21 protein-coding genes and 1 riboswitch are annotated in these 21,385 nt (G+C 38.2%); of the genes, 18 read left to right on the top strand and 3 right to left on the bottom strand.

All coding sequences use genetic code 11. The features are described from left to right. Positions 1-56: 56 nt before the first annotated feature. The 8 genes from nrdE to FOL01_RS07460 all read left to right on the top strand — a co-directional run bounded on the left by nrdE (position 57) and on the right by FOL01_RS07460 (position 7,910). Positions 57-2,228 carry a class 1b ribonucleoside-diphosphate reductase subunit alpha gene (gene nrdE, locus FOL01_RS07495; RefSeq protein WP_075270053.1) on the top strand — a complete coding sequence of 724 codons (2,172 nt, stop codon included), beginning with the start codon at positions 57-59 and terminating at the stop codon, positions 2,226-2,228. A 32-nt stretch (positions 2,229-2,260) separates the two neighbouring features. Then, positions 2,261-3,217, top strand: a complete 957-nt coding sequence (gene nrdF / locus FOL01_RS07490) for a class 1b ribonucleoside-diphosphate reductase subunit beta (RefSeq protein ID WP_075270052.1) — start codon at positions 2,261-2,263, stop codon at positions 3,215-3,217. A 318-nt stretch (positions 3,218-3,535) separates the two neighbouring features. Then, on the top strand, positions 3,536-4,522 hold the full coding sequence (gene trpX / locus FOL01_RS07485; protein ID WP_075270051.1) for a tryptophan ABC transporter substrate-binding protein: 987 nt from the start codon (positions 3,536-3,538) through the stop codon (positions 4,520-4,522). A 7-nt stretch (positions 4,523-4,529) separates the two neighbouring features. After that, the gene (locus tag FOL01_RS07480) at positions 4,530-5,417 is read left to right on the top strand and encodes an ABC transporter permease (RefSeq protein WP_075270050.1); all 888 of its coding nucleotides are present in this window, start codon (positions 4,530-4,532) and stop codon (positions 5,415-5,417) included. A gap of 6 nt (positions 5,418-5,423) precedes the next feature. Further along, positions 5,424-6,197, top strand: coding sequence for an ABC transporter ATP-binding protein (locus tag FOL01_RS07475; protein WP_075270049.1), 774 nt, complete (start codon positions 5,424-5,426; stop codon positions 6,195-6,197). Positions 6,198-6,207: 10 nt separating this feature from the next. Then, positions 6,208-6,591 carry a fluoride efflux transporter FluC gene (locus tag FOL01_RS07470; RefSeq protein WP_075270048.1) on the top strand — a complete coding sequence of 128 codons (384 nt, stop codon included), beginning with the start codon at positions 6,208-6,210 and terminating at the stop codon, positions 6,589-6,591. Then, positions 6,585-6,953, top strand: a complete 369-nt coding sequence (locus FOL01_RS07465; RefSeq protein ID WP_075270047.1) for a fluoride efflux transporter FluC — start codon at positions 6,585-6,587, stop codon at positions 6,951-6,953. Before FOL01_RS07470 ends, FOL01_RS07465 begins: the two co-directional genes overlap by 7 nt. Positions 6,954-7,082: 129 nt before the next feature. Then, positions 7,083-7,910 (top strand): hypothetical protein, encoded by an 828-nt coding sequence (locus FOL01_RS07460; protein WP_075270046.1) that lies wholly within the window; start codon positions 7,083-7,085, stop codon positions 7,908-7,910. Positions 7,911-7,988: 78 nt separating this feature from the next. Here the strand turns inward: FOL01_RS07460 and FOL01_RS07455 are convergent, their stop codons facing one another. Then, on the bottom strand, positions 7,989-8,333 hold the full coding sequence (locus tag FOL01_RS07455; RefSeq protein ID WP_075270045.1) for a VOC family protein: 345 nt from the start codon (positions 8,331-8,333) through the stop codon (positions 7,989-7,991). A gap of 111 nt (positions 8,334-8,444) precedes the next feature. On the opposite strand from FOL01_RS07455, the gene FOL01_RS07450 reads away from it, so the two are divergent. The 3 genes from FOL01_RS07450 (at position 8,445) to mreC (ending at position 10,936) form a co-directional block, all read left to right on the top strand. Beyond that, positions 8,445-8,879 carry a JAB domain-containing protein gene (locus FOL01_RS07450; RefSeq protein WP_075270044.1) on the top strand — a complete coding sequence of 145 codons (435 nt, stop codon included), beginning with the start codon at positions 8,445-8,447 and terminating at the stop codon, positions 8,877-8,879. A gap of 82 nt (positions 8,880-8,961) precedes the next feature. Then, positions 8,962-9,966, top strand: a complete 1,005-nt coding sequence (locus FOL01_RS07445; protein WP_075270043.1) for a rod shape-determining protein — start codon at positions 8,962-8,964, stop codon at positions 9,964-9,966. Between the two features lie 124 nt (positions 9,967-10,090). Continuing rightward, positions 10,091-10,936, top strand: a complete 846-nt coding sequence (gene mreC, locus FOL01_RS07440; RefSeq protein WP_075270042.1) for a rod shape-determining protein MreC — start codon at positions 10,091-10,093, stop codon at positions 10,934-10,936. A 60-nt stretch (positions 10,937-10,996) separates the two neighbouring features. Here the strand turns inward: mreC and FOL01_RS07435 are convergent, their stop codons facing one another. Continuing rightward, positions 10,997-11,623: a carbonic anhydrase family protein gene (locus FOL01_RS07435; RefSeq protein ID WP_075270041.1), complete on the bottom strand. Its 627-nt coding sequence runs from the start codon at positions 11,621-11,623 to the stop codon at positions 10,997-10,999. A 151-nt stretch (positions 11,624-11,774) separates the two neighbouring features. Between FOL01_RS07435 and mreD the strand changes: the two genes are divergently transcribed. From mreD to FOL01_RS07410, 5 genes are all read left to right on the top strand, one after another. Then, entirely contained in the window at positions 11,775-12,395 is a 621-nt protein-coding gene (gene mreD / locus FOL01_RS07430) for a rod shape-determining protein MreD (RefSeq protein ID WP_075270040.1), read from the top strand. A 327-nt stretch (positions 12,396-12,722) separates the two neighbouring features. Then, positions 12,723-13,367, top strand: a complete 645-nt coding sequence (locus FOL01_RS07425; protein ID WP_075270039.1) for an amino acid ABC transporter permease — start codon at positions 12,723-12,725, stop codon at positions 13,365-13,367. A 12-nt stretch (positions 13,368-13,379) separates the two neighbouring features. After that, positions 13,380-14,030 (top strand): amino acid ABC transporter ATP-binding protein, encoded by a 651-nt coding sequence (locus tag FOL01_RS07420; protein WP_075270038.1) that lies wholly within the window; start codon positions 13,380-13,382, stop codon positions 14,028-14,030. Then, positions 14,027-14,860: an amino acid ABC transporter substrate-binding protein gene (locus FOL01_RS07415; protein WP_075270037.1), complete on the top strand. Its 834-nt coding sequence runs from the start codon at positions 14,027-14,029 to the stop codon at positions 14,858-14,860. Before FOL01_RS07420 ends, FOL01_RS07415 begins: the two co-directional genes overlap by 4 nt. A gap of 282 nt (positions 14,861-15,142) precedes the next feature. Continuing rightward, positions 15,143-16,810 (top strand): formate--tetrahydrofolate ligase, encoded by a 1,668-nt coding sequence (locus FOL01_RS07410; RefSeq protein ID WP_075270036.1) that lies wholly within the window; start codon positions 15,143-15,145, stop codon positions 16,808-16,810. A gap of 225 nt (positions 16,811-17,035) precedes the next feature. On the opposite strand, the gene FOL01_RS07405 is transcribed toward FOL01_RS07410, so the two are convergent. Next, the gene (locus tag FOL01_RS07405) at positions 17,036-17,635 is read right to left on the bottom strand and encodes a hypothetical protein (RefSeq protein WP_156835009.1); all 600 of its coding nucleotides are present in this window, start codon (positions 17,633-17,635) and stop codon (positions 17,036-17,038) included. A gap of 221 nt (positions 17,636-17,856) precedes the next feature. Next, positions 17,857-18,034, top strand: a riboswitch (Lysine riboswitch). 95 nt (positions 18,035-18,129) lie between these two features. Here FOL01_RS07405 and FOL01_RS07400 point away from each other — a divergent pair. Together FOL01_RS07400 and pyk are read left to right on the top strand one after the other, a co-directional pair. Next, positions 18,130-19,605 carry an amino acid permease gene (locus FOL01_RS07400; protein ID WP_075270034.1) on the top strand — a complete coding sequence of 492 codons (1,476 nt, stop codon included), beginning with the start codon at positions 18,130-18,132 and terminating at the stop codon, positions 19,603-19,605. Between the two features lie 248 nt (positions 19,606-19,853). Next, on the top strand, positions 19,854-21,278 hold the full coding sequence (pyk, locus tag FOL01_RS07395; RefSeq protein WP_075270033.1) for a pyruvate kinase: 1,425 nt from the start codon (positions 19,854-19,856) through the stop codon (positions 21,276-21,278). Positions 21,279-21,385 lie beyond the last annotated feature (107 nt).

Raw genomic sequence — 21,385 nt, 5'->3', positions numbered from 1 at the left:
TGTCGGTGCAACCAAAAGGATTCCGCTTTACACTAGGTACTACGCGGGGGAGTTATATGTCATTAGCAACGCTGGATCTAGATAAGGTTACTTATTTTGATTTAAATAATCAGTTGAATATTCCAAAGAATAATAGTATTCAATTACAGAAAGATACCGAAGCATTACAAGCTTTTATTAAAGAAAATGTTGAGCCAAACACAAAGAAATTCGATTCAATAGCGGATCGTTTTGATTACTTGATCGCTAATGATTATGTTGATCCAAAAATGGTCGATAAGTATACGATGGCTTTTATTGAGAAGTTGTATGCGTATTTAGACTCACAACATTTTCAATTTAAGTCTTTTATGGCTGCCTATAAGTTTTATGCACAGTATGCATTAAAGACAAATGATGGTGACTATTACATCGAAAATTACAATGATCGCATTGTTATGAATGTCCTATTCTATGCAAATGGTGATGAGACGTTAGCTATGAATTTAGCTGATGAGATGATTCATCAACGTTATCAGCCGGCAACGCCTTCGTTTTTGAATGCTGGTCGTGCCCGTCGTGGTGAGCTGGTATCATGCTTTATTTTACAGGCGACGGATGACATGAATGCCATTGGCCGGGTTGTCAATTCGGCATTACAGTTATCTAAAATTGGTGGTGGTGTTGGTATCGTTTTGTCTAATCTTAGAGAGGCTGGCGCACCTATCAAGGGCATTAATAATGCCGCATCAGGTGTTGTTCCTGTTATGAAACTATTAGAGGACTCATTTTCATATTCTAATCAAATGGGTCAACGTAATGGGGCAGGAGTTGTCTATTTATCAGTATTCCATCCAGATATCATGAACTTTTTAGCTACTAAAAAGGAAAATGCTGATGAAAAAATTCGTGTCAAAACATTGTCACTTGGATTAACTGTTCCTGATAAGTTTTATGAATTAATCAAAAGTAATTCAGATATGTTCTTATTCTCTCCGTATGACGTTGAACGTGTATACGGTAAGCCATTTAACTATGTCGACATTACAGCCGAATATGATGCAATGGTAGCTAATAAGCAAATTCATAAGAAGAAAATTCGGGCTCGTGAGTTAGAAACAGAAATTTCGAAATTACAGCAGGAGTCTGGTTATCCTTATGTTATTAATATAGATACTGTTAATGCTGCTAACCCAATTGCGGGTAAGGTTATCTCATCTAATTTATGTTCAGAAATTTTACAGGTTCAGCGAGCATCACAAATTAATAACGAGCAAACGTATGATGAGTTAGGAACAGATGTATCATGTAATCTGGGTTCAACAAATATTGTTAATATGATGGCTACAAATGATTTTGGTAAGTCAGTAGATGCAATGGTACGTGCATTGACATTTGTTTCGGATCAAACAGATCTTGATATTGTTCCTTCAGTTAGATTGGGAAATCGTCAGACACATGCGATTGGCTTAGGTGCAATGGGCTTGCATGCCTTTTTTGCTAAAAATCATATGTATTATGGGGATGAAGAAGCATTGGACTTTACGAATGCTTACTTCCTAATGCTGAATTACTATAGTTTAGTTGCTTCAAATAATCTTGCTAAAGAACGACAGACTAGCTTTTACGAGTTTGAAGAATCAACTTACGCTAGTGGTGCATATTTTGAAAAGTATATTAACGAAGATTGGTCACCGAAAACTGATAAAGTTAAAGAAATATTTGCTGTACACCATTTCCCAACCCAAGAGGATTGGCAGGCTTTAGCAGCATCAGTTAAGCAATATGGTTTGTATAATGCTTATCGCATGGCAGTTGCACCAACTGGATCAATTTCATATGTTAACGACGCAACTGCTTCATTGCATCCCATTATTAATCGTGTTGAAGAACGCCAAGAAAAGAAAATTGGAAAAATTTACTATCCAGCACCTTATTTGGGAACAGATACCCTACCATACTATGAATCTGCCTATAACATGGACATGCGTCGGGTGATTGATGTCTATGCAGCTGCACAGCAGCATATTGACCAGGGAATGGCATTAACACTATTTATGCGTTCAACAATTCCTGAGGGTCTATATGATTGGAAAGATGGACATACAGAGAAGATGACGACGCGTGATTTAAACATTCTAAGATTATATGCTTATCAGAAAGGCATCAAATCAATTTACTATATTCGTACATATACTGACGATATGGAAGAATTTGGTGTCAATGAATGTGAGAGCTGTTCAATTTAAGGTGTTATACAAATGAGAGATAAGGTGAGCAAATGACAGTAGCATATGAAGCAATCAACTGGAATGCTATTGAAGACAAGGTTGATAAAGCAACATGGGAAAAGTTGACTGAGCAGTTTTGGCTGGATACAAGAATCCCTCTATCAAATGATTTGGATGACTGGCGTAAGATGTCTGAACAAGAACATTATTTAGTTGGCCATGTTTTTGGTGGATTAACTTTACTAGATACATTACAATCACAAGACGGTATGGCATCTTTGAAGCAATCGACTAGGACACAACATGAGCTAGCTGTTCTAAATAACATTGAGTTTATGGAATCTGTTCATGCAAAATCTTACTCTTCAATTTTTGAAACGTTACACACGCCAGCTGAAATTGATGAAATATTTGATTGGACAAATAGTAATAAATTTTTGCAATATAAGGCCAATCGGATTAATCAAATTTATCAAAGTGGTAGTCAATTACAACGTAAAGTTGCTTCGGTATTTTTAGAAACATTCTTATTCTATTCAGGATTCTATACGCCACTTTGGTATTTAGGACATAATAAGTTAAACAATGTTGCTGAAATTATTAAATTAATTTTGCGTGATGAGTCAGTTCACGGTACTTATATTGGTTATAAATTCCAAATGGGATTTAATGAACTGAGCGAAGATGAACAAAATGAGTTAAAAAATTGGTTATATGATTTGCTATTAGATTTGTACAGTAATGAGGAGAATTATACCAAGTTACTGTATGATGACATTGGTTGGACAGAATCGGTATTAACTTTTCTACGTTACAATGCAAATAAAGCATTGATGAATTTAGGACAAGATCCATTATTCCCAGATGGTGCTGAAGATGTTAATCCTATCGTTATGAATGGTATTTCAACAACGACTTCAAATCATGATTTCTTCTCACAAGTGGGTAATGGTTATCGACTTGGTCAGGTTGAAGCTATGGAAGATGATGATTATCAAATTGAATAGTATTGCGTAAGTACAAGTGACGTGGTATTATTATAAAAAATAGCTGAGGAGAAAATTAGTTATGGGTAAATTTAAATTCCAATTAAATGGTTGGTGGCGCAGATAACGCGTACGAACTATGATTGCATAGATTCGGTACGTGGGTTCCTTCGGGAACGAAAGTATTGAGTCTGTGCTAACTAATTTTCCTAAAATTATTGGAAAGGGTTACACGATTTAGTGTATAGTCCTTTTCATGTTAAACACGAGAAGGTACTATTGTATCTGCTCGTGTTTTTTATTTTGTCGAATTAAATAGTAGTGGAAGTGAGTAAACGAATGAACAAAAAAATTTTGGGTACAATTGGGGTGTTAACTGTATTTACGCTTTTTGCCGGCGGTTATGAAACCGTTGCTAAAAATCAAAAGAAGGCGATCCCAACAGTTGCGGTCTTGCAATATATGAAACATCCCGCATTGGATGCCATAAATGAAGGAATATACAAGGGATTGGCGAGTGAAGGATTTCATAAAGGGCGCAATGTCAAAGTAATTTACGAAAACGCGCAAGGTGATCAATCAAATTTGAAAACCATGGCTTCAAAGTTCGATAATGCAGGGGCTGATGTATCGGTAGGAATCGCAACTCCGGCAGCAGTATCCTTAGCAAATACAGTTACCGATAGACCAGTTGTCTTTTCAGCATCAACGACACCTGTCCATTCAAAACTTGTTAAAAGTTATCAACACCCGGGTGGTAATGTCACCGGTGTGTCTGACCAAGCACCGTTGCAATCGCAATTAAAGATGATACAGACTTTTGTCCCGGATATGAAAAATCTGGGTGTTATCTATACCTCTTCGGATGATTCAGCATCGAGACAAGCAAAACAGATGATGAAATTAGCAAAAAAGGCTGGTATTGAACCTAAACCATACACGATTTCGTCTTCTAACGATTTAAATCAAACATCTAAGCAAATGGTTGCTAATCATCAGGTCGATGCGGTATTTGTACCAACAGATAATACAATTGCTGGTGCGATGCCCACGCTGATTGATAGTACTAATGCGGCGAAGATTCCGGTTTTCCCAACAGTAGATACGATGGTTAGAGATGGTGGCCTGGCTGCCGAGTCAATTAACCAGAAAAAGCTAGGTGTAAAAACTGGTAAGCAAGTTGCCCAAATATTAAATGGTAAAAAACCAAAGGATATACCAGTTGGCTTTATCAAAAAGGGTGATTTAATTATTAATCGTTCACAGTTAGATAAATTGGGCATCCAATTACCAGATAAATATAAACAAGCAAAATTTGTAAAGTGAGGCAATTATGAATCTTTTAATTTCAGCAATTGGTCAGGGGTTAATTTGGGCAACCCTGGGATTCGGGCTATTTTTAACCTTCCGTATTTTGGATTTTCCCGATATGACCGTAGAAGGGACGTTTCCGTTAGGAGCCGCAACTGCTGTGACCCTAATATCAAGTGGCGTCTCACCAATTATAGCGACCATCGGTGCAGCGCTAGTGGGAAGTCTAGCAGGTCTTGTGACAGGTGTATTGTACACAAAGGGTAAGATTCCAATATTACTTGCTGGTATTTTAACGATGACAGCTGCTTATTCAGTTAACTTAAGAATTATGGGGCAAGCCAATCGGTCATTACTAGGAAAGAATAGTCTGTTTTCTTATGACTTTTTGCATGTCTTGCCTCGTAATTTTCCAGTAATTGTTATTGGATTAATTGTTATTGTATTATTAACCATTTTTTTAGCACGCTTTTTGAAAACTGAACTTGGACAATCTTTTATTGTTACGGGTGATAATCCAAAAATGGCGCGCTCGTTAGGTATCAATACTGATAATATGACGATTTTAGGTTTAATGATTGCGAATGGTTTGATTGGCCTGGGTGGCGCTTTGGTTGCACAAAATAATGGTTTCGCAGATGTGAACATGGGTGTCGGCACGATTGTGGTTGCGTTAGCTTCAATCATTATTGGTGAAGTTGTCTTTACTGATACATTAACGTTAACTGAACGTCTGATTACAATTATTATCGGATCGATTTTCTATCGATTTGTCTTGGTTGTTGTGCTATATATTGGCTTTAACGCGGATGATTTAAAATTAGTCAGTGCCATTATACTTGGTCTGGCTCTGATGTTGCCAGGAATACGCGCTAAGCTGCGTTTAAGTTCATTTTTAAAACGAGGTTAATTAACTATGGCTTTAAAAGAAAAATTACGATTAGATCATGCCACTGTCGTTGTCAATCAAGGGCAACCGAATGAAAAGACAATATTAGATGATGTATCATTAACGTTACACGACGGTGATTTTGTGACGGTTTTGGGATCTAATGGTGCTGGTAAGTCAACGTTGTTCAATGTTATTGCGGGTTCTTTACCATTAACAAGTGGTCATATTTTTTTGGGTGAACGTGATGTCACAAAATTAGATGAAGCACAACGTACGCACTTTTTGGCTCGCGTTTTCCAAGATCCAAAGCTTGGTACGGCGCCGCGAATGACAGTAGCGGAAAATTTATTGCTTGCTGAACGAAGAGGTTTACGTCGTCGCCTAAAAAATCGTGGCTTAACTGATGAAAAGAAAGCTTCTTTTGTGGCAGTTACGAAGACAATGGGAAATGGCTTGTCAGACAGGTTAGATATGGATGCAGGTGATTTATCAGGTGGACAACGGCAAGCCTTGTCATTTTTAATGGCCACCCAAATTAGGCCTGAAGTGTTGTTGTTAGATGAGCATACAGCGGCTTTAGATCCTAAGACTAGTGCACAATTAATGCAAGTAACAAATGAACGGATTCATGAAGAAAATTTGACAGCTTTGATGATTACGCATCATTTGGAAGATGCCCTTGACTATGGTAATCGATTAATTATCATGTCAGACGGAAAAATTTCATTAGACGTTAGTGGGGATGCAAAGGAGAAAATGACGGTGACGGATTTGCTGAATTACTTTAATCGTTACTAAAATAGAGAAAATGAAAAATAAAAGTTTACTATTGAATAGCCTTGCAGTTGCGTTTGGTGGCTTTATAGGTGGGACCTTACGAGCTGTCATGATGATGTTGTTTCACAGCAATCATTTTCCATGGGAAACGATCATTGTGAATTTGAGCGGTACTTTTATCTCTGCTTTGTTGGTCATTTTACTTGGTAAGCTAACCAAGTTAAAACAAATAACAGCAGACTTTGTCATGGTTGGTATTTTAGGTGCCTATACAACTTACTCAACTGCACTAGTAGATATCAGTCAATTATCAATTTTGCCAGCGCTAGGATATATAGGAATCAGCATTGTTGGTGGTGTGACAGTTGTCCTTATCAGTCGTGTAATTGGTCATAAGCTGGTGGCATCATGGTAGAAATAATGTTGACAGGTTTGGGTGCCATGATGGGTTCATTAATTCGTTTTGGATTATTGACAGTTGCACCGCGATGGTTTGGTAAATTGGCAGAATTAATGGTTGTTTGCATTAATTTACTAGCTGCGCTATGTATGGGGGTTGTGGTCGCTTTAATCTTACCAGGCTGGATGCATACAATTTTAGCACCAGGAGTTTTAGGTGGTTTATCAACCTTTTCGGCACCAATTGTAGATATTGCTGATGCGATACAAAAACCACATGGTCACCATCAAATGTTAATTTTTAAGACTATCATGACCTTTATAGGTGGTTTAATTATTTTTTGGCTTGGTATGCAAATTGGCCAGCAATTACGTTAAATTGGATAAAGATGTGGTAAAAATCAAGAATATTTTGCTCTCTGGGTTAATCTTTGTTGAATGGTTGTTGCGCAGGTGGTACACTCAATAAGATGAGATATGAGAGATAGCAAAATAGGGGATAGCTACATGAGTTTAATTAATCGCAATCGAATTAATGCTATTCGTCAAGCTAATGATATTCCTGTTCGTGAATTGGCAAATATTGGCATTAGTCGTAATCGCTATTACCGGTATTTGAATAATGAGAATGACTTACCAGCTGAGGGATTTATTTCGCTGATGAGTCATTTATTATTAACTGGAACAGAAGTAAATACAGAATTGGTCAATGGGTTAGATACTGTTGAGGGATTAATCATTGCCTTACAAGAAGCAAATCAAAAACATGCGGTTGATGATATTAAAGATATTAGTCGACGTGGTTATCATTTGTTTCGTAATACAATGGCCCGTGGTTATTTGCGTGTTGCAAGTTTAGCAGATGTTTTACATGCACGGATTGTTCCTGACGAACATGCCCAGATTGCCCAAAAAATTTTAATCGATTCTTTTGAAGCGGTAACGATTTGGCGGGAGATGGATGTTGCCTTGTTGGCACCAATCATCACGGAAGTTCCAGTTGAAAGAGTCGCTGATTATTTAACGATTATTTGGTCTAAGCATTGGCCACATCATACAATGGAAATGCTTAATATAATGACTGCCAAATTTTTAGTCATGCTCTTGGACAATGGGGAATACCATCATGAAATATTTGATGAAGTTGCAGCATGGATCGTGGAACAACCACGTGATGCGATGAGTTTTGCCTGGTGGTCTAGTTTAGTAGATCACTTAGTCCAGCATGAATGGGGACAGGCAGAAGAAAGTATACAGATAGCTGAGCAATTGAAAATGCATGATATGTCTGAAAATGGGCGCTACTTATTGCGTGTTTGGCGACGAAATGTGTGAGCTAATTAAAAGCCGAAACTCCTTTTATATAAGAGTTTCGGCTTTTAATTATGTTCTTATTATCTTGAACTGAGCGGATTATTTATTCGCAATAACTTCAATATGATTACCATCAATATCATCAAGATAAAAAATAACATGACGGCCATCATCACTTTCCGTGGCAGGTTTGCTTTCTTTTACTTCATAGTTAATGAAGTGGTTCTCTACGGCCTCACGATGGTCACGCACGACAACTTGAACAGTAATTGGGTCGGCATCTGGCTCTTCGTTAAATACAATAGCTTTTTGATCAAAAAATAAATGCCGTGATTCGTTGATACCAAATTCAGTTGGTAGGTCAAATACCTCACGATAAAATCGCACCGTGTTAGGGACGATTTTTGCTGGAATTTGTAATGGACTGAATTTTCTAACTCGCATTTGTTATACCTCAATGTCTTTTAATTTCTCAACTATCCATTATACGCCTAGAATTAAAACAGTGACGACAAAAGTCGTAGATTTAACGTCTTTATTATTGGAGGTCAATCTATGACGATTAAAATTACATCAGTGAGGCAGTTAGGCGACTTATTAGTACAACGTTATGCAAATTCACCACAAGAAGCTTGTTGGGTAGTGGCGGTGACGACTCAAATGACGATTATTGATGTCTGGCAAGTAGCGTTAGGAACTTTAGATAGTGTGAATATCCATCCACGCGATGTTTTTCGCCATTTAGTTGCAACGAATGCTTATGGTTTTATTTTGTGCCATAATCATCCTAGTGGTAATTTAAAAGCGTCGGCTGCTGACAGTTTGGCAATGTCACAAATGGCGATGTGTAGCCAAATCATGCAGGTCCATTTTTTAGATTTTATGATCATTTCAATCAAAGGTTATCGTAGCTATCGGACGGAAGATTTATTACCCAAAGTTGCGTTAGAAACACTAATCGATTTATGGACTAAGGTCGACAACATGTGATAAACTTAGTAAGAAATTGCATGGTACGTTTTAAGTACATGGTGAGAATTATCAAAAATATAAAAAGAAAAGGGAAAGTGCTGTGTTTTCATTTGGAACTCGAAATGTTGGAATAGACTTAGGAACAGCTAATACATTAGTATACATTGAAGGTAAGGGGATTATTCTTCGTGAGCCTTCTGTTGTTGCTCGAAATACAAAGACCAATGAAGTTGTCGCAGTTGGTACAGCTGCTAAAGAGATGCTAGGACGAACGCCAGGATCTATTACAGCTATTCGTCCAATGCGTGACGGTGTCATTGCGGATTATGAGACAACGGTTGCTATGTTGAAGTATTATTTAGGTAAAGCCTTGGGTGGTCGTGGCGCAAAGCCATACGTCACAATTGGCGTGCCTTCAGGTGTAACAGCTGTTGAAAGACGTGCCGTTATTGATGCTGCCCGTGTAGCAGGAGCTCGTGATGCATATGTTATTGAAGAACCTTTTGCAGCTGCTGTTGGTGCTGGTTTACCGGTGATGGAACCAACTGGGTCAATGGTTGTTGATTTAGGTGGTGGAACGACTGATGTTGCCACCATCTCATTAGGTGGCATTGTTTCATCACGTTCTATCAGAATGGCTGGTGACAAAATCGATGAAGCAATTATGACGTATGTTCGTCAGAAGTATTCTGTATTAATTGGTGAACAGACCTCAGAACGTTTGAAGATGGCGATTGGTTCAGCTGACGTTGAGGCAGCTGAAGATATGGAAGGAACTACTGCCCGGGGAAGAGATTTGGTAACAGGATTACCAAAGACGATTGAGATTCAGGCAAGTGATGTTGCTGATGCGATTAAAGATGTGGTCGCTGATGTGATTGTTGCGATCAAGGAAACACTAGAAGAAACGTCTCCTGAAATTGCTGCTGATGTCATTGATCGTGGTATTGTCCTCACTGGTGGTGGCGCGCAATTAGCTCATTTAGATGAGGTGATTGCTGAAGCAACTAAGGTGCCAGTATTTGTTGCACCTGAACCATTGGATGCGGTTGTTATTGGTACTGGTGAGGCTTTAAAGTCGATTGATGTTTTAAAAAATAATTAAGCCTAAACTTGTGAAGTCATGACTACCCCGTTATTTTCAGGGTAGTTTATTCATATGTACTAGAATTGTTAGGCATTAGCTCATGTAGTATGGTGAAGCAAGATAAACGAAAGGCATGTTTAAGATGAAGAATATCTTTACATCACGTCGGCTAGTGATTGGTGTCATAGTTGTTATTGTGGCGATTGGTGCCATTACATTAGGTGCACGTGCCCACAATTCAGAAAAAGAACCTTCTTTGCCGGTTCGAGTTATTTCTGACGTGTCAGGTTGGACTTCTAATATTGTGAATACCCCAATACGCGCGGTTAAGGGTGGGTTTGATTCAATTGATGAATTGATGAATACCTACCAAGAAAATGGACGTTTAACTAAGAAGGTTGATGACTTAGCACAGACAAAGGTGCAATTGCAGGTATTGCAACAAGAAAATCGTGCTTTGAAGGATCAACTTAAAATCAGTAACACATTAACAGATTATAAAGTTGTTAATGCGGTTGTTACTTCACGGTCGCCAAGCAGTTGGCAAACACAGTTGATTATTGACAAAGGAACCAATGCTGGCTTGAAAAAGGGGCTATCTGTTATGGGATCGGGTGGCCTGATTGGTCGTATCACCCAGGTGAATACAACTAATGCAAAGGTTGAGTTGATATCAGACAATAGCCAAGTTTCAGATCGATTTGCCATTCGTGTGCAAAATGGGGATGGTGAGACTGTTGATGGTATTGTAACTAGTTTTAATCAGTCTAAGAATCTCATTGTGATGGGGCAGATTACATCAAGTGTGTCAGTGAAAAAAGGTGACTTAGTAACAACCAGTGGTCTGGGTGGTGTCACACCTTCTGGACTATACGTTGGTAAAGTTGAGAAGGTTGGTAGTGATAACTACGGTTTGTCAAAGAAAATTTATATCAAACCAGCAACAGACTTCAATAATATTCCTGTTGTTAGTGTTGCTATTCCTTAAATAATGTAAAAAAGCTGAGGCGTGATGCCCCAGCTTTTTATTATATTTATTAATATGTGTTTAATTTGAAGAAACGATGGGACGCTCGTTTAGTGCTTGTAAATCACGGTTGTTATGGCTATAGAAGGCCATTAAATGAGTGATTTGCTCCTGTGAGAGGGTAACGGGCGTTTTTAATACATACCATTCAACATTTTCAGTTAGGGGTGGCGTCGTTAATGAACCAATATAGTGATAATATTCTTTGCCTTCAGGCATAATATCATTTACTGGTATGTCAAAGTCCGTTGTTTCATTCATGTGTTGTAAGACGGCTTCATAAGTTGCGGATTTATGACCAGCCTCAACCATTGCTGCAACAACAGCAAGACGACCATCACTGGCTTCATGCACGAAGTGAATTTCAGCATCATATGCTTGTTTGTTTATTGTATGTTCACTAGGCGTATGAATGTGGAATTGTTTCAATGTAAAGGGACGATTTCCTAATTGGGCATGACCTTTTAAACCAACTTCAATGCCTGCACCAGTGTCGCGAACATAATTAGCCGTATAATCATAGTCAAAAGATAATGATGTTTGAAAATCATTTTTAATTGCTAAATCGTCAGATAATGCGATTGGTGACTGCATATTACCTGAAGTACGGGGCCATTTATCTTGTGCTGAGTAATCTAATTTTTGCATCCTATTTCTCCTTATTAACCTACTCATTTAAGTGTAGCAGTCTAGTATGTTTTATTACAGGATTTTTTTGATGTAAATTGGTTGACGAGATAGTGAAAATCAGGCTACTATAATGTAGTTACCAATTTTGTAACAATTATGGAGAATAATTATGCTGAAATATATAAGTACCACATGGGTTCATTTTATTTTAGTTATCATCGCCGTGATGCTTGACGGTGGGATATCATTATATTTGGCACCATTACTATTTAAACAACCAATGTCGGCAAGTCCTATGTTATCGCTAATTCTTGTGATTATGCCCGTTATGACTGGACATGCACAACAGATTAAACGTAAGTGGTTATACACAATTGCTTTCTTTGCAGGTATGCTTGTTGATATTTTTTATACGGGGATAGTTGGTCCAGCTATTATCGGCTTTTTGCTGATGCTTAAATTAGCAGAGTTCATTCAGAGATATCTATCTTATAGTTTTTCGTCATCGTTAGCTGTTTGGTTTGTGACATTGACGGCCTACATGGCATATGATTATGCGGCATTTGGTATTATCAATTTGGTGAACTTAAACATTCCTAACTTTATCATGTTTCATTTGTTCCCAACTATCATTATTAATTTAGTTTTACTTATTATTGTGTATGAGTTAGTTATTTATTTATATAATGCTACGAAGAAACCTGATATCTCATCTTACGATGTCACACCTCGTGATTTGAATGGCCGTTTAGTCTTAGATTCGCGATCACAAAGAAATATGTCAAAATAAGATTGACTTATGGTTGGTTTTAAACTATATTATTGTAAACAGTTATTTATAGAAAGATTTGATTGGACGAGTAGTCTTGTTATCTTGTTAAAGAGAGTTACGCTGAAGCTGAAAAGTAACCAAGGTACTAGATGAACCACACCCAAGATTATCGGAGCCTAATCGTTCCCGTGTCATGATGTTATCCATGAATACCATTTGATATCAATGGTATTAGAGTATTGACCAGCAATGGTTGATTAAACTGAGGTGGAACCGCGAGTAATCGTCCTCAAGCAATCCGTGTGATTGCTTGAGGGCTTTTTTTATTTATTAAGGAGATTGCGTATGGACTATATTGTACAGATTTTACCAAGTATACTGGGGGGTCTAAAAATGACTTTGGGTGTGTTTGTCCTAACCTTGATTGGTTCGGTACCCCTAGGAATTTTAGTTTCGTTAGCATTACGTTCGGATATTTATTTGTTGAAATGGGTGATGAATGCGTACGTATGGATAATGCGTGGTACACCCTTGTTACTACAAATTGTCTTCGTTTATTACGGTTTAAGCCTAGCGAATATTATGACTTTGCCACGTTTTGAAGCGGCAGTGGTAACTTTTATTCTAAATTATACGGCTTATTTTGCTGAAATATTCCGTGGTGGTATTCAGAGTATCCCTGATGGGCAATATGATGGTGCGAAAGTATTGGGCTTAAGTAAGTTGCAAACGATGCGTAAAATCGTTTTGCCACAAGTATTAAAAATTGTGATGCCATCAGTCGGAAACGAAGTGGTTAATTTGGTTAAGGATTCATCATTGGTTTATGTTATTGGACTAGGAGATTTGATGCGTGCGGGAAACATTGCGGCTTCCCGAGATGTGACATTGGTGCCATATCTGTTAGTGGGATTGGTGTACTTAGTATTAATTGCTATTGCAACAATTGTTCAGCGCCGGATGGAAAGCAAAATGAACTATTATCGTTAAGGGGGACGTATTATGTTAGAAATTAAAAATTTAGCCAAAGCTTTTGATGAACGTGTCATTTTTAAAGATATGGACTTAACGATAAATGATGGGGAAGTATTAAGTATTGTGGGACCATCTGGTATTGGTAAGACAACTTTTTTACGTATTTTGGCTGGTTTGTTACCGGCAGATCGTGGTGAATTGATTTTAAATAATGAACCATTAGACATCTCTGGTGATCGCCAGGGAGCACAGGTTGGTGTTATCTTCCAAGACTTTAACCTATTTCCACAATATACTGTGAAGGAAAATATTACATTGGCACCGCAACTTGTTAAGAAGATGACTAAAAAAGAGGCAAACGCCAATGCGGAAGAATTGCTAAATAATTTAGGCTTAGCAGAACAGACCAATCAATATCCATTCCAATTATCAGGTGGACAAAAGCAACGTGTGGCGATTGCCCGTGCATTGGCAATGAAACCGGGCATTCTTGCCTATGATGAACCAACATCAGGACTAGATGCGGGATCAACAGATCGTGTGATTAATGTGATTCAACATTTGAAAGAACAAGGTGTGACACAGTTAATTGTTACCCACGATTTACCATTTGCCCAAGCAGTCGCAGATCAGACGTTTGATTTTGGCACTGATGTTTCACGAGGAGGTAGCCTATGATTAAATCTAAAATTAATTGGCGGCGACAAATTATCGGTAACGGTATTGTTATTATTGTTTTAGCTTTAATTGGTGGTTTTTTTTGGTACCGTACCGTTCATAGCCAAGATACTTGGCGGCAAGTAACAGCTGATAAAACCGTTGTTGTCGGTGTTGATGATACCTTTGTTCCTATGGGGTTCCGTAATGCTCAGGGTGATCTCGTTGGTTACGATGTTGAATTAGCGCGAGCAACTTTGAAGAAAATGGGACTAAAGGCTGATTTTCAGACAATTGATTGGTCAATGAAAGAAACTGAATTAAAAACCGGTCATATTGACATGATTTGGAATGGTTATACTAAGAATGCTGATCGTAAGAAGAAGGTTGCTTTCTCAGATTCATATCACCATGATCACCAGGTTATTGTTACGATGAAGAACCAACAAATTAATAAGTTAAATGACCTAAAAGGTAAGCGTTTGGGAGCGCAAACCGGATCATCTGGATTATTGACTTATAACGAGCAGGGAAACAGCTTACGAAAGACGGTTGGTTCTGACGCACAGCAATATGATACTTTTGATAAAGCTTTGAATGATTTGCAAGTTGGTCGTTTGAATGCGGTGTTAATTGATGCTGATTATGCCGGATATTATATCGCGCACGAGAAGGATCCAGAGGCATTTAAGACGATTCAGACTAATTTTGGTACTGATGCCTATGGTGTTGGTATGCGTAAGGGCGATGTGACATTGCGTAATAAAGTCAATGATGCCCTTGCTGAGGCCAAAAAGGATGGTACAATCGATAAAATATCACAAAAGTATTTTGGTACTGATAATAAGTAAAAGTTAGTTGCTAATGAGTTAAACTAGCTGTAATCTCTTATAAATATTCACCAGAGTCACTAATCTCATCAAGTTATGTTGGTAGATTGGTGGCTTTTTAGTTTGTCTGACAAGATGCTAATTAGTTTTTGTTCGACAATATAATCGGTACTGATGTTTAAATTATAATCAGCAGGTAATGCTTATCAAAATAGGTATTGAGATTATATGAAATAGCAAGTAGACTAAGTGGTATAAATTATAGAGACATCATATTGAGTATATAAAGAGGTAAAAGTGGGGATGAAAACAGATATTGAGATTGCACAGTCGGCAGATACTTGGCCAATTGAAAAAATAGTTGATCAAATTGGCTTAAGTGCCGATGAGTGGGAGCCATATGGTCGTGATAAGGCAAAAGTTCAGCTGAGTTCATCAACACAGCAGAACAAGTTAGGAAAGCTAATTTTAGTGACGTCAATCAATCCGACACCAGCAGGGGAAGGTAAGTCGACGGTTACAGTCGGTTTAGCTGATGCACTGATGCAACAAAAGCGTCAAACAATGGTTGCCTTGCGCGAACCTTCTTTGGGACCAGTGATGGGACTAAAAGGTGGCGCAACTGGTGGTGGTTATTCACAGGTCATCCCAATGGCGGATATAAATATGCATTTTACAGGTGATTTTCATGCATTGACTAGTGCGCACAACACCTTGGCCGCTTTGATCGATAATAGTTTATATCAGGGAAATCCATTGCACCTTGATCCACGTCGTATTTTGTGGAAACGAGCTTTAGATGTTAACGATCGCGCATTACGGCACGCCACGATTGGTCTTGGTGGTCCGACATCGGGAATCCCCCGTGAAGATGGGTTTGATATTACAGTGGCTTCTGAGCTAATGGCCATTTTGACATTGTCACATAATTTGGATGATATGAAACAGCGCATTTCAAGAATTATGATTGGCTATACTTATGATAAAGAACCAGTAACGGTAGCCGATTTAGGTGTAGAGGGTGCAATTACGACGTTATTGAAGGATGCTATTAAACCTAATCTGGTGCAAACATTGGCACATACGCCAGCACTTATTCATGGTGGTCCATTTGCCAATATTGCACAAGGAACTAATTCAATTTTAGCCACTAAAACGGCCTTACAATTATCTGATTATACCGTTACGGAAGCTGGTTTTGGAGCCGATTTAGGTGGTGAAAAGTTTCTTGACTTTAAAACACCTTTGTTAGGAAAGGTACCAGACACCATTGTAATCGTTGCAACTGTGCGTGCACTAAAAATGCATGGTGGTGAGGACAAACAACATTTAACAACTCCTAATTTGACGGCTTTAAAGCAAGGCCTTGGCAATTTAGGTCAGCATTTAAAAAGTATGAAACGCTATGGTGTGCCCGTAGTTGTTGCGATTAACCAATTTACACATGATACAGCCGAGGAACTTGCTTTAGTCAGTGATTATGCGAAAAGTTTTGGTGTCGATGCTTATGTAGCAGATGTGTGGGGACAGGGTGGTTCAGGCGCTCAAGAACTAGCTACTGGTGTTGTCCAGGCGACCGAGCGAGCTGATTATCAGGATTTTAAACCACTTTATCAACCAGAAGATGATGCATTGGTAAAGATCAATCATATTGTCCAAGAAATATATGGTGGTCATAAAGCGGTATTGTCTGCTAAGGCTGAAAAACAGCTAGCAAACTTTAAGCAATATGGTTGGGATAAATTACCCATCATTATGGCTAAAACACAAAATTCATTGACAGATGATGCCAAACGATTTGGGGCACCGACAGACTTTGATATTCATATTCGTGAATTTATGCCTAAATTAGGCGCTGGTTTCCTGGTTGCGTTAACTGGGTCAATATTAACGATGCCGGGCTTGCCTAAGCATCCAGCAGCTCTTGATATAGATATTGATAGTGATGGTCACATTACTGGATTAAATTAATAAAATAAAAGAGGTTGGGACAAAAGAAATGTCCCAACCTCTATTTGTTAACAATAAATTAATTATAAGCTTATAAATTTAACAGCTTAAACGCGTTCCAAAAGTCTGAAGTCTCAATGTAATGCAATTTACGCCATTCCTGTCCTGCGCTTTGCTCCGGCCAAAAATGTCGCAAATCACGTTATACACCGGCTTCAAAGCAACTTTTGTCTCGCTCTCTTTTTATTAGTACCATGAATTGCTAAATCCTTTGCGTCGATATAATTCACCAGCATAAACGCGGTAAAAATTTTCGGAAAACTTTAGCCAAGCAATAGCTAAAATCCAACCGGCAAGTGCGGAAACCAGATTGTAATTAGGAGACAATAAAGTCATCATAAATGTTCCGACCCAACTTAATAACAAAATGGTTTGACAGATAAATTGACCCAAATCATGTTTAATTTCAGGGATAATAATGAGTAATATGTAAGAGATTAACAAGGTCATAAAAAAGGTTGTATGTGCGGGATAAACTATTTTTGTACCATTGACTTCTAAGTTAAAAAATAGTGAAAGAATGTTGATTAATAACCAACCACTTAAGCTGGTTAATAAAATCCAGGTCGCTGGAATTTTAAACTTAAATCCCCACAAAAAGAAAGCAATGACAAAGATCAGTAAACCAGACAGGATGCCATGACTAAAAATATAAGCTGGTTTAATAAGATTTTCTAGCCAATTAGGTACCACGGCCCTAGCAATTGAATAGTCTATTTGTGTGAGTGTGTGCAAGAATCCTTGATGTCTATAGGTTAATATTGAAATTACAATAAATAATAGCAAACTAATCAGGAACGTCAGAAAACGTGTGTGTGATCTAGCTATAATCATAAGCCCATACTCCTTTGCTCATCTAATCTGTCAAATGTTTAACTACACTGATTTTATCATGTTTGTTACAAATAACCCATGTATGCCCAAAATGCTTAATGACTCTTTTACTTTACTTAAAATATAACTTGACAAAGTAAAATGGGTTCATGTATATTAAGATTACAAATTAAATAGGATATAGAGGTTGCAATCAACATAATTAGTCTAAAGGAGCCGACGGGTGTGGATGTTAGACGAAAGGGGCGATTGCCGAAATGGTGGATATGGTGATATTCATCGTTGGTGTGTATATTAATAGTGTGCAGACTGTCGCGGCAAAATAGTCGGCTGCGGAGAGCTATCGACAATACTAAAAACTAATGAGTTCCTAGTTTATACGATAGATGTGTAAACTAGGATTTTTTTGTTTTTAAATGCGTTAGGCCTTTGTTTTAGGAGGAATTATGGCGGATAATCAACAACAGACGGGACATTTAAAGAGAACAATGAAAACCCGTCATCTCTCAATGATTGCATTGGGAGGGACGATTGGAACAGGACTGTTTGTTGCATCGGGAGCAACTATTTCTCAGGCAGGACCATTTGGAGCGTTGACTGCTTATGCTGTTATTGGTGTAATGGTTTACTTTTTAATGACCAGCTTGGGAGAAATGGCAACTTATATGCCTATTTCAGGTTCATTTTCAGTTTATGCTGACCGTTTCGTTGATCCAGCATTTGGCTTTGCGATGGGTTGGAACTACTGGTTTAATTGGGCCATTACAGTAGCTGTAGAAGCTGCAACAGTTGGAGTTGTCATGGGATTTTGGTTACCAAATGTTCCTAGTTGGATTTGGTCGACGATTGTTTTGGTGTTAATTACAGTGATTAATTTGTTCTCAGCTAAGGCTTATGCTGAGACGGAGTTTTGGATGGCTATGATTAAAGTCACTGCAGTTGTTGCCTTTTTAATTGTTGGATTACTAACTATTTTAGGAATTATGTTTAAGCAACCTGATGTGGTGCATAACCTGTCAGCCGGTGGTAATCATGGGTTTGTTGGTGGCTTTGGTGGTATTTTGTCAGTGTTTATGGTTGCTGGTTTCTCATTCCAAGGGACTGAGATGGTCGGAATTACAGCTGGTGAATCAGAAACACCTGAAAAATCAGTACCTGCAGCTGTAAAGCAGATTTTCTGGCGTATTTTACTATTTTACATTTTATCTATTTTCATTATTGGTGCAATTATCTATTACAAGGATCCAAGCTTGTTGCACTCAAGTGAAACAAATATTGCTGTCTCACCATTTACTTTGGTATTTAAGTCTGCTGGACTAGCTGCGGCAGCTTCTATCATGAATGCAGTTATTCTAACAGCGGTTGTATCATCAGCCAATTCGGGACTTTATGCATCTTCTCGTATGCTTTACTCAATGGCAATAGATGGGATGGCACCTAAGATTTTCAAGCGGGTTAATATCCGGACTGGAATTCCAGTTCCTGCCTTATTAGCTACGGTTGCTGTAGGATTATTTACCTACGTTACATCGATATTTGGTCAAGGATTGTACTATTACTTAGTTGCTGCTTCTGGTTTGACTGGTTTTATTGCTTGGATTGGGGTTGCCATTTCGCATTACCGTTTCCGTCGAGCATTTATTGCGCAAGGTAGAGACGTTAATAGATTACGTTATAAAGCAAAGTGGTTCCCATTTGGACCAATCGTTGCCTTGGTCTTATCGATTATCGTTGTTGTTGGACAAGATACAGCATCATTTAAAGGCTCGATTGCTGACTGGAATTGGCCTGGTATTATCACGACATACTTAGCTATACCGCTATTCTTAGTTTTGTACTTTGGTTATAAGATCAAGCATCATACTAAGTTACGTAAGCTAACGGACGTTGATTTAGATACTAATGCGCGATCATTAGATTAAATAAATCACTAAGATTAGGACAACTTGTCCTAATCTTTTTTTATATATAAAGAATAAAAAAAGATTTAAAATTGTGGTAGCGCTTTATTGCTTAATATAAAAAGGTTCCTAATTTTAGGGGATAAAAAGTGTTCTACTGATGAAACAAACGCCGAGTTGAATTTGTATACAAAGAAAGTGATAAATAGTACAATGATTGCAGATAGATAGAAATAGCAATATCTTTTACTAAGGAGAAGTTTTTAATCATGAAGAAGACCAAGATTGTTTCAACGCTTGGACCAGCCAGCTCTGATGTAGAGACGATTACAAAGATAATCGAATCTGGTGCAAATGTTGTCCGTTTCAATTTTTCACATGGTGATCATGAGGAACATTTGGGACGAATGAATGCAGTTCGTGAGGCCGAGAAGGCAGCTGGCAAGAAAGTTGGTTTCTTGCTGGATACCAAGGGTGCTGAGATTCGTACCACTGTACAAGAGCCTGGTAAGATTGAATTTAACATTGGTGATGTTGTTCGTATTTCAATGGATTCTTCTATTGAAGGTACGAAGGAGAAGATTGCTGTAACTTATCCTGGTTTGTTTAATGATGTTCATGTTGGTGGTCATGTCTTGTTTGATGATGGTAAGCTTGACATGGTCATCACTGAAAAAGATGATGCAAACAAGGAATTGGTAACTGAAGTACAAAACCACGGTATCTTGGGATCACGTAAGGGTGTTAACGCCCCAGGTGTTGCAATTAACCTACCTGGTATTACTGAAAAGGATGCTGATGATATCCGTTTCGGTTTGAAGAATGGTATTCAATACATTGCTGCATCATTTGTTCGTAAGGCTGCTGACGTACTTGAAATTCGTGAATTGTTAACTGAATCACATCACGAAGAAGTTATGATTTTCCCAAAGATTGAATCACAAGAGGGAATTGATAACTTTGATGAGATTTTGGAAGTTTCTGATGGACTAATGATTGCTCGTGGAGACATGGGTGTTGAAATTCCAGCAGAAAATGTTCCTTTGGTACAAAAGAACTTGATTCGTCGCTTAAATGCAGCTGCTAAGCCAGTTATTACAGCTACGGATATGCTTGATTCAATGCAAGAGAATCCTCGTCCAACACGTGCGGAAGCGTCTGACGTTGCGAACGCTGTGTTTGATGGTACTGATGCAACGATGCTATCAGGTGAATCTGCTAATGGTGCTTACCCAGTTGAAGCTGTTGCCACTATGGCTCGTATTGACGAAAAGGCAGAAACTTCATTGGCAATGAATGGTCATCATGATGATGATCACTTTGATACAACTGACGTCACTGAGTCAGTCGCATCAGCTGTTGCGAACGCAGCTGGTAACTTGGATATTAAGGCAATTGTTGCTGCAACTAATTCAGGTTACACGGCAAAGATGATTTCAAAGTATCGTCCAAATGCTGATATTTTGGCAATCACCTTTACAGAAGGTGTACAACGTATGTTGAACATTTTCTGGGGTGTACAACCAACAATTGCTGAACCAGTGGGTGACACTGATGCAATGATTGAGTTGGCAAAGCGCGAAGCTGTTAAAAACGGTGTTGCAAGTAAGGGTGATACAATCATCGTTACTGCAGGTATCCCTGTAACAACTTCAGGTACGACTAATTTGATGACAATTGTTACAATTGACTAAAATTATATAAATAAAACGAATACACTTAATAATTGGTATAGCTGATTGTTAGGTGTATTTTTTGTTTGTTTGTATAAGATGGGCGTTTGCGTTATTTTGTGGTATTC

Origin of the sequence: Weissella thailandensis, from assembly GCF_001932615.1 — a bacterium.
Lineage (GTDB): Bacteria > Bacillota > Bacilli > Lactobacillales > Lactobacillaceae > Weissella > Weissella thailandensis.
This window is presented reverse-complemented; position numbering and strand designations above follow the sequence as displayed.

Excerpts from the sequence above, each read along its gene's own strand:
- nrdE (WP_075270053.1), top strand. The coding sequence starts at position 57 with ATGTCATTAGCAACGCTGGATCTAGATAAGGTTACTTATTTTGATTTA.
- nrdF (WP_075270052.1), top strand. The coding sequence starts at position 2,261 with ATGACAGTAGCATATGAAGCAATCAACTGGAATGCTATTGAAGACAAG.
- trpX (WP_075270051.1), top strand. The coding sequence starts at position 3,536 with ATGAACAAAAAAATTTTGGGTACAATTGGGGTGTTAACTGTATTTACG.
- FOL01_RS07480 (WP_075270050.1), top strand. The coding sequence starts at position 4,530 with ATGAATCTTTTAATTTCAGCAATTGGTCAGGGGTTAATTTGGGCAACC.
- FOL01_RS07475 (WP_075270049.1), top strand. The coding sequence starts at position 5,424 with ATGGCTTTAAAAGAAAAATTACGATTAGATCATGCCACTGTCGTTGTC.
- FOL01_RS07470 (WP_075270048.1), top strand. The coding sequence starts at position 6,208 with ATGAAAAATAAAAGTTTACTATTGAATAGCCTTGCAGTTGCGTTTGGT.
- FOL01_RS07465 (WP_075270047.1), top strand. The coding sequence starts at position 6,585 with ATGGTAGAAATAATGTTGACAGGTTTGGGTGCCATGATGGGTTCATTA.
- FOL01_RS07460 (WP_075270046.1), top strand. The coding sequence starts at position 7,083 with ATGAGTTTAATTAATCGCAATCGAATTAATGCTATTCGTCAAGCTAAT.
- FOL01_RS07455 (WP_075270045.1), bottom strand. The coding sequence starts at position 8,333 with ATGCGAGTTAGAAAATTCAGTCCATTACAAATTCCAGCAAAAATCGTC.
- FOL01_RS07450 (WP_075270044.1), top strand. The coding sequence starts at position 8,445 with ATGACGATTAAAATTACATCAGTGAGGCAGTTAGGCGACTTATTAGTA.
- mreC (WP_075270042.1), top strand. The coding sequence starts at position 10,091 with ATGAAGAATATCTTTACATCACGTCGGCTAGTGATTGGTGTCATAGTT.
- FOL01_RS07435 (WP_075270041.1), bottom strand. The coding sequence starts at position 11,623 with ATGCAAAAATTAGATTACTCAGCACAAGATAAATGGCCCCGTACTTCA.
- mreD (WP_075270040.1), top strand. The coding sequence starts at position 11,775 with ATGCTGAAATATATAAGTACCACATGGGTTCATTTTATTTTAGTTATC.
- FOL01_RS07425 (WP_075270039.1), top strand. The coding sequence starts at position 12,723 with ATGGACTATATTGTACAGATTTTACCAAGTATACTGGGGGGTCTAAAA.
- FOL01_RS07420 (WP_075270038.1), top strand. The coding sequence starts at position 13,380 with ATGTTAGAAATTAAAAATTTAGCCAAAGCTTTTGATGAACGTGTCATT.
- FOL01_RS07415 (WP_075270037.1), top strand. The coding sequence starts at position 14,027 with ATGATTAAATCTAAAATTAATTGGCGGCGACAAATTATCGGTAACGGT.
- FOL01_RS07410 (WP_075270036.1), top strand. The coding sequence starts at position 15,143 with ATGAAAACAGATATTGAGATTGCACAGTCGGCAGATACTTGGCCAATT.
- FOL01_RS07400 (WP_075270034.1), top strand. The coding sequence starts at position 18,130 with ATGGCGGATAATCAACAACAGACGGGACATTTAAAGAGAACAATGAAA.
- pyk (WP_075270033.1), top strand. The coding sequence starts at position 19,854 with ATGAAGAAGACCAAGATTGTTTCAACGCTTGGACCAGCCAGCTCTGAT.